This window comes from Streptomyces sp. NPDC055078, assembly GCF_053607985.1.
Map to the genome: position 1 here is coordinate 1 of NZ_JBSGUP010000216.1, position 11,874 is coordinate 11,874.

Annotated in this window: 13 protein-coding genes; 8 read left to right on the plus strand and 5 right to left on the minus strand. The window is 70.8% G+C overall.

The genetic code is table 11. From position 1 onward, the window contains the following. Positions 1–104: 104 nt before the first annotated feature. The 3 genes from ACWF94_RS19385 to ACWF94_RS19395 all read left to right on the plus strand — a co-directional run bounded on the left by ACWF94_RS19385 (position 105) and on the right by ACWF94_RS19395 (position 1,397). Positions 105–557: a hypothetical protein gene (locus tag ACWF94_RS19385; RefSeq protein ID WP_453489454.1), complete on the plus strand. Its 453-nt coding sequence runs from the start codon at positions 105–107 to the stop codon at positions 555–557. Positions 558–858: 301 nt separating this feature from the next. Then, on the plus strand, positions 859–1,197 hold the full coding sequence (locus ACWF94_RS19390; protein WP_453489457.1) for a hypothetical protein: 339 nt from the start codon (positions 859–861) through the stop codon (positions 1,195–1,197). Next, the gene (locus tag ACWF94_RS19395; RefSeq protein WP_453489460.1) at positions 1,194–1,397 is read left to right on the plus strand and encodes a hypothetical protein; all 204 of its coding nucleotides are present in this window, start codon (positions 1,194–1,196) and stop codon (positions 1,395–1,397) included. Before ACWF94_RS19390 ends, ACWF94_RS19395 begins: the two co-directional genes overlap by 4 nt. Positions 1,398–1,642: 245 nt before the next feature. Here ACWF94_RS19395 and tgmC read toward each other — a convergent pair whose 3' ends face one another. From tgmC to ACWF94_RS19410, 3 genes are read right to left on the minus strand one after another with little or no spacing between them, the layout of a single operon-like run. Next, positions 1,643–2,872 (minus strand): ATP-grasp peptide maturase system methyltransferase, encoded by a 1,230-nt coding sequence (tgmC, locus tag ACWF94_RS19400; protein ID WP_453489463.1) that lies wholly within the window; start codon positions 2,870–2,872, stop codon positions 1,643–1,645. Beyond that, entirely contained in the window at positions 2,869–3,849 is a 981-nt protein-coding gene (gene tgmB / locus ACWF94_RS19405; RefSeq protein WP_453489466.1) for an ATP-grasp ribosomal peptide maturase, read from the minus strand. Before tgmB ends, tgmC begins: the two co-directional genes overlap by 4 nt. A gap of 3 nt (positions 3,850–3,852) precedes the next feature. Beyond that, positions 3,853–4,119: a putative ATP-grasp-modified RiPP gene (locus tag ACWF94_RS19410; protein ID WP_453489469.1), complete on the minus strand. Its 267-nt coding sequence runs from the start codon at positions 4,117–4,119 to the stop codon at positions 3,853–3,855. A 71-nt stretch (positions 4,120–4,190) separates the two neighbouring features. On the opposite strand from ACWF94_RS19410, the gene ACWF94_RS19415 reads away from it, so the two are divergent. Next, positions 4,191–5,618: a Tat pathway signal protein gene (locus tag ACWF94_RS19415; protein WP_453489472.1), complete on the plus strand. Its 1,428-nt coding sequence runs from the start codon at positions 4,191–4,193 to the stop codon at positions 5,616–5,618. 13 nt (positions 5,619–5,631) lie between these two features. Next, the gene (locus tag ACWF94_RS19420) at positions 5,632–5,922 is read left to right on the plus strand and encodes a DUF6087 family protein (protein ID WP_453489475.1); all 291 of its coding nucleotides are present in this window, start codon (positions 5,632–5,634) and stop codon (positions 5,920–5,922) included. Between the two features lie 78 nt (positions 5,923–6,000). On the opposite strand, the gene ACWF94_RS19425 is transcribed toward ACWF94_RS19420, so the two are convergent. Next, on the minus strand, positions 6,001–6,273 hold the full coding sequence (locus ACWF94_RS19425) for a GntR family transcriptional regulator (protein WP_453489478.1): 273 nt from the start codon (positions 6,271–6,273) through the stop codon (positions 6,001–6,003). Between the two features lie 506 nt (positions 6,274–6,779). After that, positions 6,780–8,393 (minus strand): beta-N-acetylhexosaminidase, encoded by a 1,614-nt coding sequence (locus ACWF94_RS19430; protein ID WP_453489481.1) that lies wholly within the window; start codon positions 8,391–8,393, stop codon positions 6,780–6,782. Positions 8,394–8,746: 353 nt separating this feature from the next. Between ACWF94_RS19430 and ACWF94_RS19435 the strand changes: the two genes are divergently transcribed. The 3 genes from ACWF94_RS19435 (at position 8,747) to glmS (ending at position 11,852) form a co-directional block, all read left to right on the plus strand. Next, positions 8,747–9,628, plus strand: a complete 882-nt coding sequence (locus ACWF94_RS19435; RefSeq protein ID WP_453489484.1) for a DUF4429 domain-containing protein — start codon at positions 8,747–8,749, stop codon at positions 9,626–9,628. 66 nt (positions 9,629–9,694) lie between these two features. After that, positions 9,695–9,985, plus strand: coding sequence for a hypothetical protein (locus ACWF94_RS19440; RefSeq protein WP_453489487.1), 291 nt, complete (start codon positions 9,695–9,697; stop codon positions 9,983–9,985). A 49-nt stretch (positions 9,986–10,034) separates the two neighbouring features. After that, the gene (gene glmS / locus ACWF94_RS19445) at positions 10,035–11,852 is read left to right on the plus strand and encodes a glutamine--fructose-6-phosphate transaminase (isomerizing) (RefSeq protein WP_453489490.1); all 1,818 of its coding nucleotides are present in this window, start codon (positions 10,035–10,037) and stop codon (positions 11,850–11,852) included. Positions 11,853–11,874: the final 22 nt, after the last annotated feature.

An 11,874-nucleotide genomic window follows, 5' to 3' on the forward strand; every position in this document is an offset into this window, starting at 1 on the left:
GGCCCGGGGGAAGAGGGGCAGGCCACTTCCCTGCCCCCGGCCCCGGTCACCCCCTGCCCTCCCCGGCAGGGGCGACCGGGGCCGCCCTCCCCGAAAGGCACCCCATGTCCGCGATCACCGAACTGACCCGGCCACGCCCCGCACACCCCTGCCACCTCTGCGACACCCTGAAAACCGCCCTGCGCGCCCGGTCGGCCGCCGGGGACATCGACGGGTTCATCCGCGTCAGCGACGCCCGCACCCTCCACGAGAACACCGCACACGCCGACACCGTCCGCGCGAGCATCCCCGACACACCCAAGCGCCCCCGCCGGACCAGCGAGAACCCGACCGTCCGCCGCACACCCGCCGAAGTACGGGCCGCCCGGGAACACGTCATCGCCGAACGGGCCACCGTGACCGCCACGTACCTCGGTGGCACGTCTCTCGGCGACCTCGCCCAGACCTACGGCGTCACCCACACCTGGCTCAAAGCAACGCTCACCGCCTGGGACATACCCGTACGCGACCGCACCGCCGCCGCAGCCACCCGAACCACCCCACGGCGAACCCCCTGACCCCCGCCCCTGCCGTGCCGGCCAATGACGCTTCCCCAAGCAATCAACCGGCAGGGGCGGGCACCACCCCCAGGCCCGCACGGGCCCGGAACACCGGACCGGAGCTAACAGCGACACAACCCCACGTCAGCCCCGGTGCGCGCTCGATACGGGCACGGACCGGGGCGTCTTTGGGTGCTGGCTACGCGTCGCCCCGGTGCTCACACCATCTGGATCCACCAACAGAACGCCCCAAGGAACCGGTCCGACCCAGTTCCAAGGGGCTCCGCCGAAACAGCTTGCGTAAGGAGCTGAACGACGTATGCGTGATCGTATCGCCCGCGCCCTCGTATGGGTGCTGAACGTTCTTCCGTTGACGCGCCGAACCCGGCCCGGACGGCACACCGCCGAGTACCTCGCAGGCCGTACCGAGCCCGCGCCCCTGGTCATCTGCACCGCACGCACCCCCGTCCCCGCGCACGTCCTCGCCCGGAGCATCCCCACACCGTGGGGACACCGCATCGGACCATGGCTGCTCGCCAAAGAAGCCGCCGACCGGCAGCGGCAGCGCTGCGTATCGGCCGTAGCAGCGACCATGGGCTACGACATTCCGTTCCCCTTCGACACCGCCGACCTGGCACGCGTGGGGGTACCCGCGTGACACGCGACGCACTCACCAGCGAGCCACCCGCCGAGTCCGGCGCGACCTGCTGCGTCTGCAAGCGGTGGACACCCGTACCCATGCCCGTCCGGCACATCGAGCGCGCGAGCGGTCCCCCCGTCACCCTCTACGCCTGCCCCCAGCATGTGGTGGGCCTGACCCCTGCCCCGGTCCCCGGAGAGCTTGACCCGGACACGTAGTCCCCCGGAGACGCCCCCGTACCGCGCGAGCCCTCCAGCTCAAGGGTCTGTCCTCAAACGCCGGACGGGCTGAATTCGCCCCCCTCGGGCGGATGAACTACCAGGGAAGCGAATCCAGCCCCGCCGGCGATTGAGGCGCCGGGTCCGGGGCGGAGCCCCGGCAGGGGGCACGGGCCACACGGGTGCGGGAGTGCCCGGGGCCAGGGGTGCGGAAGGCCTCCCGGCTCCAGGCGCTCCCGGACGCGTCAGCCCGTGTTGCGCAGGCCCGCCGCGACGCCGTTCACCGTCAGCAGCAGGCCGGGCATCTGCGGGCGCCGCAGGTGCTGCCCGCCGCCGTGGACGTGGAGCGTGAACGTCTCCGGTCCCGGCCGGCCGGCCGTGTCGTAGGCGTCCAGGACGCGCTCGATCCGTTCCCACAGCTTCACCGGGCCACCCTCACGCACGGCCCATCCGTCGACTGCGGGGGTGAGGGTGGCCGCGGAGCCGGTGACAACGTCGACCAGGTGCACCACCTCTCCCACGGTCGTCATCTGCGCGTCGGGCACCGCGCTCTGGGCGAGGAACCGCAGGTGGAACGCTTCCTCGGTGGCGGCCGTGATGCGCTCCGGGCTGTGCGGGGTGGCCCGGGGCTTGTCGGGCAGGCCCGCGGCCCAGTGGGCGGGGTTGCCGAACACCGGCGCCGCGTGCGTACGCGCTGACATGAACGACACGGTGCCGCCGAGCAACTGGCCCTCGGCGGTGCCGTCCTCGGCCACCGTCAGCAGGACGCGGGCGTATCCGTAGAGCCAGCCCGACAGGGTGAGCAGGATCTTCCCGCCCGGCCGTACTTGCGCGAGCAGAGCGGACGGCACCGTGCGGAAGGAGCAGGCGGCCACGATCCGGTCGAACTTCGTCTCGGGCCAGTACCCGTACAGGCCGTCCGCCACCGCCAGGGTCGGGGTGTAGCCCAGGCCGTACAGCGCGCTCGCCGCCTGCTCCAGCCGACGGCCGTCGACCTCGATCGACGTTACGTCGGCGGAGCCGAGACGTTCGCACACGAGCGCGGTCGAGTAGCCGGTCCCGGTGCCGATCTCCAGCACCGTGTGCCCCTCGGCGATCTCGGCGTCCGCCCACATGCGCACGACGAGCGAGGGCAGCGTGGAGGACGACGTCGGGGCCCCGCCGTGGCGTACGACGGGGGCCTTCCAGTCGGGTTCCTCACCGTCGAACTGCGTGATCAGCGTGGTGTCGGAGTACGCGGCGGCCAGCCAGCGGCCGTAATCGAGTTCGGTGGTGACCGGCTCCCACACCGTCAGGCCCTGCTCGTCACGTTCGTCGGCGGGCAGGTAGAAGCCGGGCACGAACCGGTGCCTGGGCACCGCCTCGACGGCTTGGCGCCAGGCCGGATCGGCGAGAACGCCGTCGGCGGCGAGACCCTTGGCCATCGCCTCGCGCAGGCGGACGGAGTCGGTCTCAAGGTCGGCGGGCATGCTCATCTCGGCCCCGCCTCCTTCCTGCTCAGGATGTCGGCGAACGCCTCGGTGATGGTCGGCGCATCGGGCAGCCAGCCCCACTGCCCGTTGCTGTTGCACTCGATCGCCGTCCAGTGTTCCGGGGCATCTCCGTCGCCGGTCAGGGCGAAGTCGAAGCAGCCGAAGACCAGGCCGAACGAGGCCAGGTAGCTGTGCAGCGCGGCATTGATGGAGGCAGGCACGGTGATGGGGGCGTGGATCAGGTCGGCCCAGTTGCCGCGGCGCCAGTCCAAGGCGCCATCCGGGGCGGCGATCTGCTGGGCGAAGACACGGCGGCCGACCACGGTGACCCGCACGTCCCCGGTCTTGGGGATCTCGGCTTGGAACAGGTGGGCGGTTACCGCGAGGGAGTCGTCGAAGGTCTCCGGATCAATGCGCTGGGCCCAGATCGCGCCGGTGTGCCCGTCTTCGTCCCGGGGCAGGCCACGGAACGTCTTGTAGATGACGGGGCCGTGTTCGGCGGCGAACTTGCGAGCCGCCTCGACATCGTTGGTGACCAGGGTCGGCGGGATCGACAGCCCGAGCTCGGTGAACCTCTGCAACTGGGCGGGCTTGAAGTCTGCGCGGGTCACTGCTGCCGGGTGGTTGACGTAGACGGCTCCGTGCAGGGTGTTCAGGATGCCGCCGAGCCCGTGCCTCGCCTCAGCGGCGGCGAACTCCCGCTGCTGCGGAGGCAGATGCTGATACCGGGCGGCGTAGGGGGTGGGGCGGCGGTAGTAGACCGCCGCCACCTCCCCCAGCTCCACCTCCCGGCTCGCCGTACGCAGTCGCCCGCCCCACGAGGGCACCCCCACATCAATGCGGGCCCCGAAGGTCAGCCCGGTGCCGATGTCGGCGGGGTCGACGCGGACGACGGGCACCTCACGCTCGTTCAGCGCGGCGATGACCCAGTCCGCGGTGACGTCTTCCAGCGCGGTGACGACCAGGACGGTGGAGGCCATCGGTCAGTCCGACTCGTAGTCGGTGGTGTTGTCGTCCTGGGTCTGCGGCTGCGGGTTCTGTCCGTCCCCGCCCCCGGACATCGACGCCGTGCCGGTCGTCTTCGACGTGCCGTGCTTGCCCATCTCCACGACCTGGCCGGCGGCGTCGGTGTAGCGGGCGGTCTGCGTGGCCCCGTCCAGCACCACCGCGGCGTACGACGGCGGGCCGACGGGCAGCCGGTCGGTGACCAGCCCCATCGCCCACGGTGCCTGAGCGGTCGGTGTAGCCATGTGCTCACCCTTTCCCCACTGGATGAAGCGGAAGCCGATCAGCCCCGCTTGAGTAGAATCGATGCCCACCCATGGCCCTGACCAGTACTGTAAGGGTCGCGAACCGTGGCGAAAATGCCACGCTCCGTATACACAGGCGGGGAGGGCGAGACAGCGATGTCCAGCTGTGGACCGCGGCGAGCGGCCTGTCCCACGGGGAGATCGCCCGCCGGATCGCCCTGGCGGGCAAAGCCCGGGGCCACCGGCAGATCGCCCCTGACGCCACCCGTATCCGACGCTGGATCGACGGCGAGAAGCCCCGTCCGCCGGTCCCCGCCCTGCTCGCCGACGTCCTCTCGGAAGCGGTCGGCCAGCCGCTCACTCCCGGTGATCTCGGCCTGACGGGTACCGGTGTGGTGCTGGATAGCATCCAGCTCCCGCTGCTGACCGAAGCAGCCGCCCAGGCCCTGGCCGGATGGACGCAGATGGACTTCATGAACCGCCGCGACACCCTCAAGCTCGCCGTCGGCGCCCCGCTGATCCTCGCCGCCGAACGGATGCTGGGCGGCACCGCCCGCGCGCTGAACCATGAACACAAGGGCTTCGACGCCGACACCGTCACCACCCTTGAAAAGGTGACCGCCTTTTTCACCAAGGCCGACGCCTCCAAAGGTGGAGGCCTGTACCGCTCGGCGATCGTCGCCCAGCTCGACGAGGTCGCCCGCCGTATCCAGGACGGCGTCCCACCGAAGTTGAAGGCCCGGGTGTTCGCGGCGACCGCCGACCTCGCGGCGCTCGCAGGCTGGGTGAGCCATGACGCCAGCCGTTTCGGCATCGCCCAACGCCTGTGGAGTTACGGCACGTACGCCGCTGGCGAGGCCGGGCAGCGCGACCGCGGGGTGGAGATCGTCACCCGCATGTCCCACCAGATGATCTACCTCGGGCACCCCCAGGAGGCCCTCGGCCTGCTCGGCGTCGCCACCAAGAAGGCCACACTGCCCGCGACGAAGGCGTTGGTCTCCTCGCAGATCGGCCGGGTGCACGCGGCCCTCGGCGACGAGCGAGCGGCCCAGAGGCACCTCGGCACTGCCGACGAGCTCCTGGCGGACGGTCTCGGCGACGACGTCCCCGAATGGGTCGCGTACTTCGACGCGGCCGAGCACGCGGGCGCCCGCGCGGTCTCCGCCCGAGACCTTGCTGCGCTCGGCCGTGGCCGCAGGGCCGCGAGCGTCCACTTCGAGGACGCCCTCAAGCTCAGGAAGCCCGGCTTCGACCGGGTCCGCGTCATGGACCGCGTCGGCCTGGCCGCCGCGCTCTTCGACGAGGGCGAGGCCGAGCGGGGCGCCGGTGCGGCCCACCAGGCGCTCGACGACGCAGCCCGCGTCGACTCCACCCTCGTCGTGTCCCGGCTCAACACGCTGCTGGACGCGGCCCGCCCGTACGAGACCGCCGCGATCGACGACGTACGGATCCGGGCAAAGGAACTGGCCGCCGCCCGGCCGACCACGATCGCGGCCTGAGAGCATCGAGCGCATGGGCAAGCACCGCCGACCCGGACCGTCGAACCAACCGTCGCGCGCCGTGCCGCGCGTGGACGCCGACGACCCACTCGCCGCCTACAACAAACGGCGCCGCCCCCCGATGGACCTCTACCGCCGTCACCGGCCCGTGCACGGCGGCGCCGGCCACCTCCGGCCCGACGAGCCGCGCGTCCTGGAGGAGTGGACCGGGTTCGTGTACGAGGTGGTCGGCACCGCTCCCAGCCTCGCGGCCGCCCAGGAATGGGTGAACGAACTCCAGATCGGCGACGACACCGCAGCCTGATGCCCCGTGACGAAAGGCATCCCGGTCCACGGCCGGTGCGATGGCCTATCGAACGCCAGCCACCGCAGCCTCGACCGGTCACGTGCCGAACATGTCCGGCACGCAAAGCGCCTGGTCGTGACGATGCTGCGCCCTGGGAGGCTCGGGAACGGTCTCGATCTGGACGAATGAACCCTTTCCCCACTCCGTGAAGATCAGCCCACGGTCCCGGAGCACCCGCACCACCGCCCGACGCGCCGTTTCCCGGGCCACCCCGAACCGCTCGCACAGCTCGGACTCCGACGGAATCGGGTCACCCGGTCCGTACACGCCCGACGCGATATCAGCCGCAAGCGCATCCCGGACCTTCATATACGGAGCGCGCGGGACATACGGGCCGCTCGGAGTCTCAGACATGCGGAGAGCGCAGACAAGCCAACCCAGCCGTGCGACTCAGACAGGCGGGCGAGTCGGGCGAGATAGGCAGGTCGGCTACGGCCGTCCGACAACAAAAAAGCGCCCCAGGCTGAGGCGCCCCTCTACGCGTGCCCCAAGCATGTGGTGGGCCTGACCCCTGCCCCGGTCCCCGGAGAGCTTGAACCGGACACGTAGTCCCGGTGGACCGGGTCGCGCCCGACGTACGAATCCCGCGCCACCGTGGAGCGGCACGCCCTCCGGGCGTGTCCTCAATCGCCGGACGGGCTGGATGTGACCGCCCATGCCACGCGCGGCAGCTTGCAGCCCAGGACAACCAAACCAAGCCCCGCCGGCGATTGAGGCGCTGGGCCCCCACGCCGCAGGGCGTAGGGGGAGGCCCGGGGCGGAGCCCCGGCAACCGGGCGGGTCCGGGGGCACCGCGGCGCCCCGGCAACCAGAGGTCAGCCCATGACCCATGGCACCTTCGGGGACTTGTAGAAGCCCACCCCCAGCGCCGCCCACCTCGGCGCCTGCGCCGCCAGCCGCAGCTTGTACTCGTCCCAGTCGCCACCCCGCGACCACCCCCGCTCCGCGACCCCCAGCAGCCGCGGGAACGCCATGTACTCCAGTTCGTCGCTCGATGTCAGAGTCTCGGACCAGAGAGGCGCCTCGACGCCGATGACCGCGTCCTCGGGGACTCCGGCGTCCTGGAGGTAGGTCGCGGGGTCCCAGTCGTAGGCGCGGTCCACCTCGACGAGACCGGCCCACTTCAGGCCGAGGCGGGTGACGTCGGTGTACTTGTGGTCGAGGTAGGTGCGGTCCGCCGGGGAGAGGATCAGCCGGGTGCCCTTCTTCGCGACGGCGGCGACCTCCTCGCGCTCTGAGGTCTCGGTGTTGTCGTGGCCCCAGTACTGGACGATCGCCCCGGGCACCGGCTCCGCGCCCGCCAGTTGGTGCCAGCCGATCACGGTCTTGCCGTACTTGCCCACCGTCGCCTGCGCCTTGACCATGAAGGCGGCGTAGTCCTCCTCGCTGGTGAGGTCCGCCTCGTCGCCGCCGATGTGGAGGTATTTCCCCGGGGTGATCGCGGCCACCTCGCGTACGACGTCGTCCACGAAGTCGTACGTCACGGGCTTGCCCGCGCACAGCGAGCTGAAGCCGACATCGGTCCCGGTGTAGAGCGGGGGCGCGACGCCGTTGCAGTTCAGCTCGGCGTACGAGGAGAGGGCCGCGTTGGTGTGCCCCGGCATGTCGATCTCGGGGATGACCTCCAGATAGCGGGAGGCCGCGTAGGAGACGATCTCCTGGTACTGCGCCTTGGTGTAGTACCCGCCGGCCCCGCCGCCGCTCTGCCGGGAGCCGCCGTGGGTCGCGAGCCGGGGCCAGGAGTCGATGGCGATACGCCAGCCCTGGTCGTCGGAGAGATGGAGGTGGAGCTTGTTGACCTTGTAGAGCGCCAGTTGGTCGATATAGCGCTTGACCTTGTCCACATTGAAGAAGTGCCGGGCGACATCGAGCATCGCGCCCCGGTAGGCGTAGCGCGGTGTGTCGGTGATGGTGCCGCCGGGGACGCTCCAGGGCCCCGGCTGCCGGGTGTCCCTCTCCACGGCGGGCGGCAGGAGCTGACGCAGGGTCTGTACGGCGTGGAACAGCCCGGCCGGCCGGTGCGCGGTCAGGGTGAGAGCGCCGCCCGAGGACTCCAGCCGGTAGCCCTCGTCGCCGAGTGCCCGGTCGTCGGGGCTGAGCAACAGCCGGATGCCGTCGGGTGCGTCGCCCAGGAGGGGCAGGGCGTAGCCGGTGGAGGGGCGGAGCACCCCGGCGAGATAGGCGCCGATGGCGCGCACCTCGCGGGAGTCGCCGACGCGGATCGCCGCCTTGGGGCTCAGGACGAACGGGGTGCCGCCGGGCCGTACGGTGCGGGGCGCGGGGATGATCCGGCCGAGCGCGTGCACGGCGGGGGCATGGCCGCCGGACTCCTCCCCCGTCCCCGTATCACTGTCGTCCGCGGAGCAGCCGACGCCCGCCCCGGAGATGAGGAGCAGTGCGCCGAACAATCGTGGAAGCGTTCCGGGCATTCTCACGGCTGGGTCCCTTCGCCGGACGTCGCGGCTGAGGACGTCCACCATGCGTATCGTGCACCGCGACCGACCTCAGGTCTAGACCATTACCGACACTGGGACAGAGCGGGAGGCCATCGGAATCAAGCCCCTTATGAGGGTGCCATTCCGCTGCACCGGAAGGAGCCGTTCCACGCTTCCCGCCGGGGTTCACGCCCGCGCCCGCGCGAGGCACCGCCCTCGCCGGGCAGGAGGCACCGTGCGCTCGCCAGGCAGGAGGCACCGCCCATACGGGGCCGAGGGCCGAGGGGCGGAGGGCAGAGGGGCGGACACCTCCCTCGCCCCGGCGGCGAAGTGGAACAATCCCCGGCATGGCGGAAATCATCCAGAAGGACGGCACCTGGACCTTCGACGGGGACACCGTGCGCATCGTGCCCGGCTCCGACAAGACGGTGAGCCTGTTGCGCAAGACCCTGGGCGAGCTGGCCGTGCCGCTGGCGGCGCTCGCCGGGATCTCCTTCGCGCCGGGCAAGAAGTCGGGACGGCTGCGGCTCCGGCTGCGCGACGGCGCCGATCCGCTGCTCCAGATCTCCGGCGGCAAGCTGGACGAGAGTTCCGATCCGTATCAGCTGACGGTGGAAGGCGACCGGATGGGCGTGGCGGAGTACTTCGTCGACGAGGTGCGCAACGCGCTGCTGCTGGAGCAGATCCCCACCACCTCGGTCGACCGCTATCTGCTTCCGGGCCCGGCGCTGCCGCTCACCGTCGGCGCGGGCGACGGGACCGTCACCTTCGACGGGGACCAGATCCGGCTGGCGTGGAACTGGAAGACCGAGGAGTCCAAGTCGTCCGGCGGGGCCCGCACCATCGCCCTGGCGGATGTGGAGGCGGTCGAGTGGCTGCCGTCCTCCGGACTGGACAACGGCTATCTGCGGTTCACCGTGACCCGGTCCGCGACCACCGCCCCGCCGAAGTACGACCCGCACGCGGTGGAGCTGTGGGGCTTCCGCAAGGACCCGCTGATGGCCCTGGCCGCCGCGGCCGTCGTGGCCCGGATGCCCCATCCGGGCGCCCCCGCCCCGGCCCCGGCCGGAATCGCCGGCGCCCTGACCAAGGCACCGGACAGCACGGGCGCCGGCGATCATGACGCGCTGCTGCGCCGGCTGCGGGAGCTGGGCGAGCTGCGGACGGCCGGAATACTGACCGAGGACGAGTTCACCACCGCCAAACAGGCGATCCTCAAGCAGCTTTAGCGATCCTGTGCCCGGAATCGGGCAGGATTCTTGCCATCACCCCTGCCGAACCTCCAATATCGACAGGTGCTCGAACAACGTCGGCCCGATCGTCTGCCCTCACATGACGACCTCATCGACCATCTGGTCCGCAGTACCGCGCTCCCGCGCGGCGACGCGGCCCGGGTGGTGCTCGACGTACTGGCGTACTTCGACGAGCGGCCGGAGGACTACGTCCGCCGCCGCCACCGTGAGCTGCGGGCCGGCGGATGCGCGAACACGGAGATCTTCGAGCGGATCGCGGCCGAGCTGCCGCACCGCGCCGTGGCGCCGCCGGAGCTGTCGCTCCGCCAGCTGCGCCGCATCGTCTACGGCTGAGCGGCCGACCGTCCGGGCACACACCGATCTACGGAGGAGCAACACCTACATGTGCGGAATTGTCGGATACATCGGCAGGCGTGACTGTGCACCACTCCTGCTGGAAGGGCTCCAGCGGCTGGAGTACCGGGGTTACGACTCGGCGGGCCTGGTGATCACGAGCCCCAAGGCGTCCGGCCTCAAGATGGTCAAGGCCAAGGGCCGGGTCCGCGATCTGGAGGCCCGGGTACCCAAGCGCTTCAGCGGCACCACCGGGATCGCCCATACCCGCTGGGCCACCCATGGCGCCCCGAGCGACGCCAACGCCCACCCGCACCTCTCCCCCGACGGCCTGGTCGCGGTCGTCCACAACGGCATCATCGACAACGCCTCCGAACTGCGCGCCAAACTGGAGGCCGACGGGGTGGTCTTCGCCTCCGAGACGGACACCGAGGTGCTCACCCATCTCATCGCCCGCTCCCAGGCCGACACCCTGGAGGAGAAGGTCCGCCAGGTGCTGAAGCTGATCGAGGGCACCTACGGCATCGCCGTGATGCACGCCTCTTTCAGCGACCGGATCGTCGTCGCCCGCAACGGCTCCCCGGTCGTTCTCGGCATCGGTGAGAAGGAGATGTACGTCGCGTCCGACGTCGCCGCGCTCGTCGCCCACACCCGCCAGGTCGTCACCCTGGACGACGGCGAGATGGCCACCCTTAAGGCCGACGACTTCCGTACGTACACCACCGAGGGCTCGACGACGACGGCCACGCCGACCACCGTGGAGTGGGAGGCCGAGTCGTACGACATGGGCGGCCACGACACGTATATGCACAAGGAGATCTCCGAGCAGGCCGACGCGGTCGACCGGGTGCTGCGCGGGCGGATCGACGACCGGTTCTCCACCGTGCACCTCGGCGGGCTCAACCTGGACGCGCGGGAGGCCCGGGGCATCCGCCGGGTGAAGATCCTCGGCTGTGGCACCTCGTACCACGCGGGGCTCATCGGCGCGGGCCTCATCGAGTCCCTGGCGCGCATCCCCGCCGACGCCGAGCCCGCGTCCGAGTTCCGCTACCGCAACCCGGTCGTGGACCCCGACACGCTGTATATCGCGGTCTCCCAGTCGGGTGAGACGTACGACGTCCTCGCCGCCGTCCAGGAGCTGAAGCGCAAGGGCGCGCGGGTGCTGGGCGTGGTGAACGTGGTCGGTTCCGCGATCGCCCGCGAGGCCGACGGCGGTACCTATGTGCACGCGGGGCCCGAGGTCTGTGTCGTCTCCACCAAGTGCTTCACCAACACGGTCGTCGCCTTCGCGCTGCTCGCGCTGCATCTGGGCCGGATCCGCGATCTGTCCGTCTCCGAGGGCAAGCGCATCATCGAGGGGCTGCGCAGGCTCCCGGCGCAGATCACCGAGATCCTGGAGTCCGAGGCCGACATCAAGAAGCTGGCGGAGGAGTACGCGGGCGCGCAGTCGATGATGTTCATCGGCCGGGTGCGCGGCTACCCGGTGGCGCTGGAGGCGTCGCTGAAGCTCAAGGAGATCTCGTACATCCACGCCGAGGCGTATCCGGCGTCCGAGCTGAAGCACGGGCCGCTGGCGCTGATCGAGCCCGCGCTGCCGACGGTGGCGATCGTGCCCGACGACGATCTGCTGGAGAAGAACCGGGCGGCGCTGGAGGAGATCAAGGCCCGCAGCGGGCGGATTCTCGCGGTCGCCCACCGCGAGCAGGAGAAGGCCGACCACACCATCGTCGTACCGAAGAACGAGACCGAACTGGACCCGATCCTGCTGGGCATCCCGCTCCAGCTCTTCGCGTACCACACGGCGCTGGCGATGGGCCGGGACATCGACAAGCCCCGCAATCTGGCGAAGTCGGTGACGGTCGAGTAGCGCACCACTAGAGCACCACTCC

What these genes read in the sequence shown, in the direction of transcription:
- ACWF94_RS19385 (WP_453489454.1), top strand. Translation starts at nt 105, where the DNA reads ATGTCCGCGATCACCGAACTGACCCGGCCACGCCCCGCACACCCCTGC.
- ACWF94_RS19390 (WP_453489457.1), top strand. Translation starts at nt 859, where the DNA reads ATGCGTGATCGTATCGCCCGCGCCCTCGTATGGGTGCTGAACGTTCTT.
- tgmC (WP_453489463.1), bottom strand. Translation starts at nt 2,872, where the DNA reads ATGAGCATGCCCGCCGACCTTGAGACCGACTCCGTCCGCCTGCGCGAG.
- tgmB (WP_453489466.1), bottom strand. Translation starts at nt 3,849, where the DNA reads ATGGCCTCCACCGTCCTGGTCGTCACCGCGCTGGAAGACGTCACCGCG.
- ACWF94_RS19410 (WP_453489469.1), bottom strand. Translation starts at nt 4,119, where the DNA reads ATGGCTACACCGACCGCTCAGGCACCGTGGGCGATGGGGCTGGTCACC.
- ACWF94_RS19415 (WP_453489472.1), top strand. Translation starts at nt 4,191, where the DNA reads ATGGCCCTGACCAGTACTGTAAGGGTCGCGAACCGTGGCGAAAATGCC.
- ACWF94_RS19420 (WP_453489475.1), top strand. Translation starts at nt 5,632, where the DNA reads ATGGGCAAGCACCGCCGACCCGGACCGTCGAACCAACCGTCGCGCGCC.
- ACWF94_RS19425 (WP_453489478.1), bottom strand. Translation starts at nt 6,273, where the DNA reads ATGAAGGTCCGGGATGCGCTTGCGGCTGATATCGCGTCGGGCGTGTAC.
- ACWF94_RS19430 (WP_453489481.1), bottom strand. Translation starts at nt 8,393, where the DNA reads ATGCCCGGAACGCTTCCACGATTGTTCGGCGCACTGCTCCTCATCTCC.
- ACWF94_RS19435 (WP_453489484.1), top strand. Translation starts at nt 8,747, where the DNA reads ATGGCGGAAATCATCCAGAAGGACGGCACCTGGACCTTCGACGGGGAC.
- glmS (WP_453489490.1), top strand. Translation starts at nt 10,035, where the DNA reads ATGTGCGGAATTGTCGGATACATCGGCAGGCGTGACTGTGCACCACTC.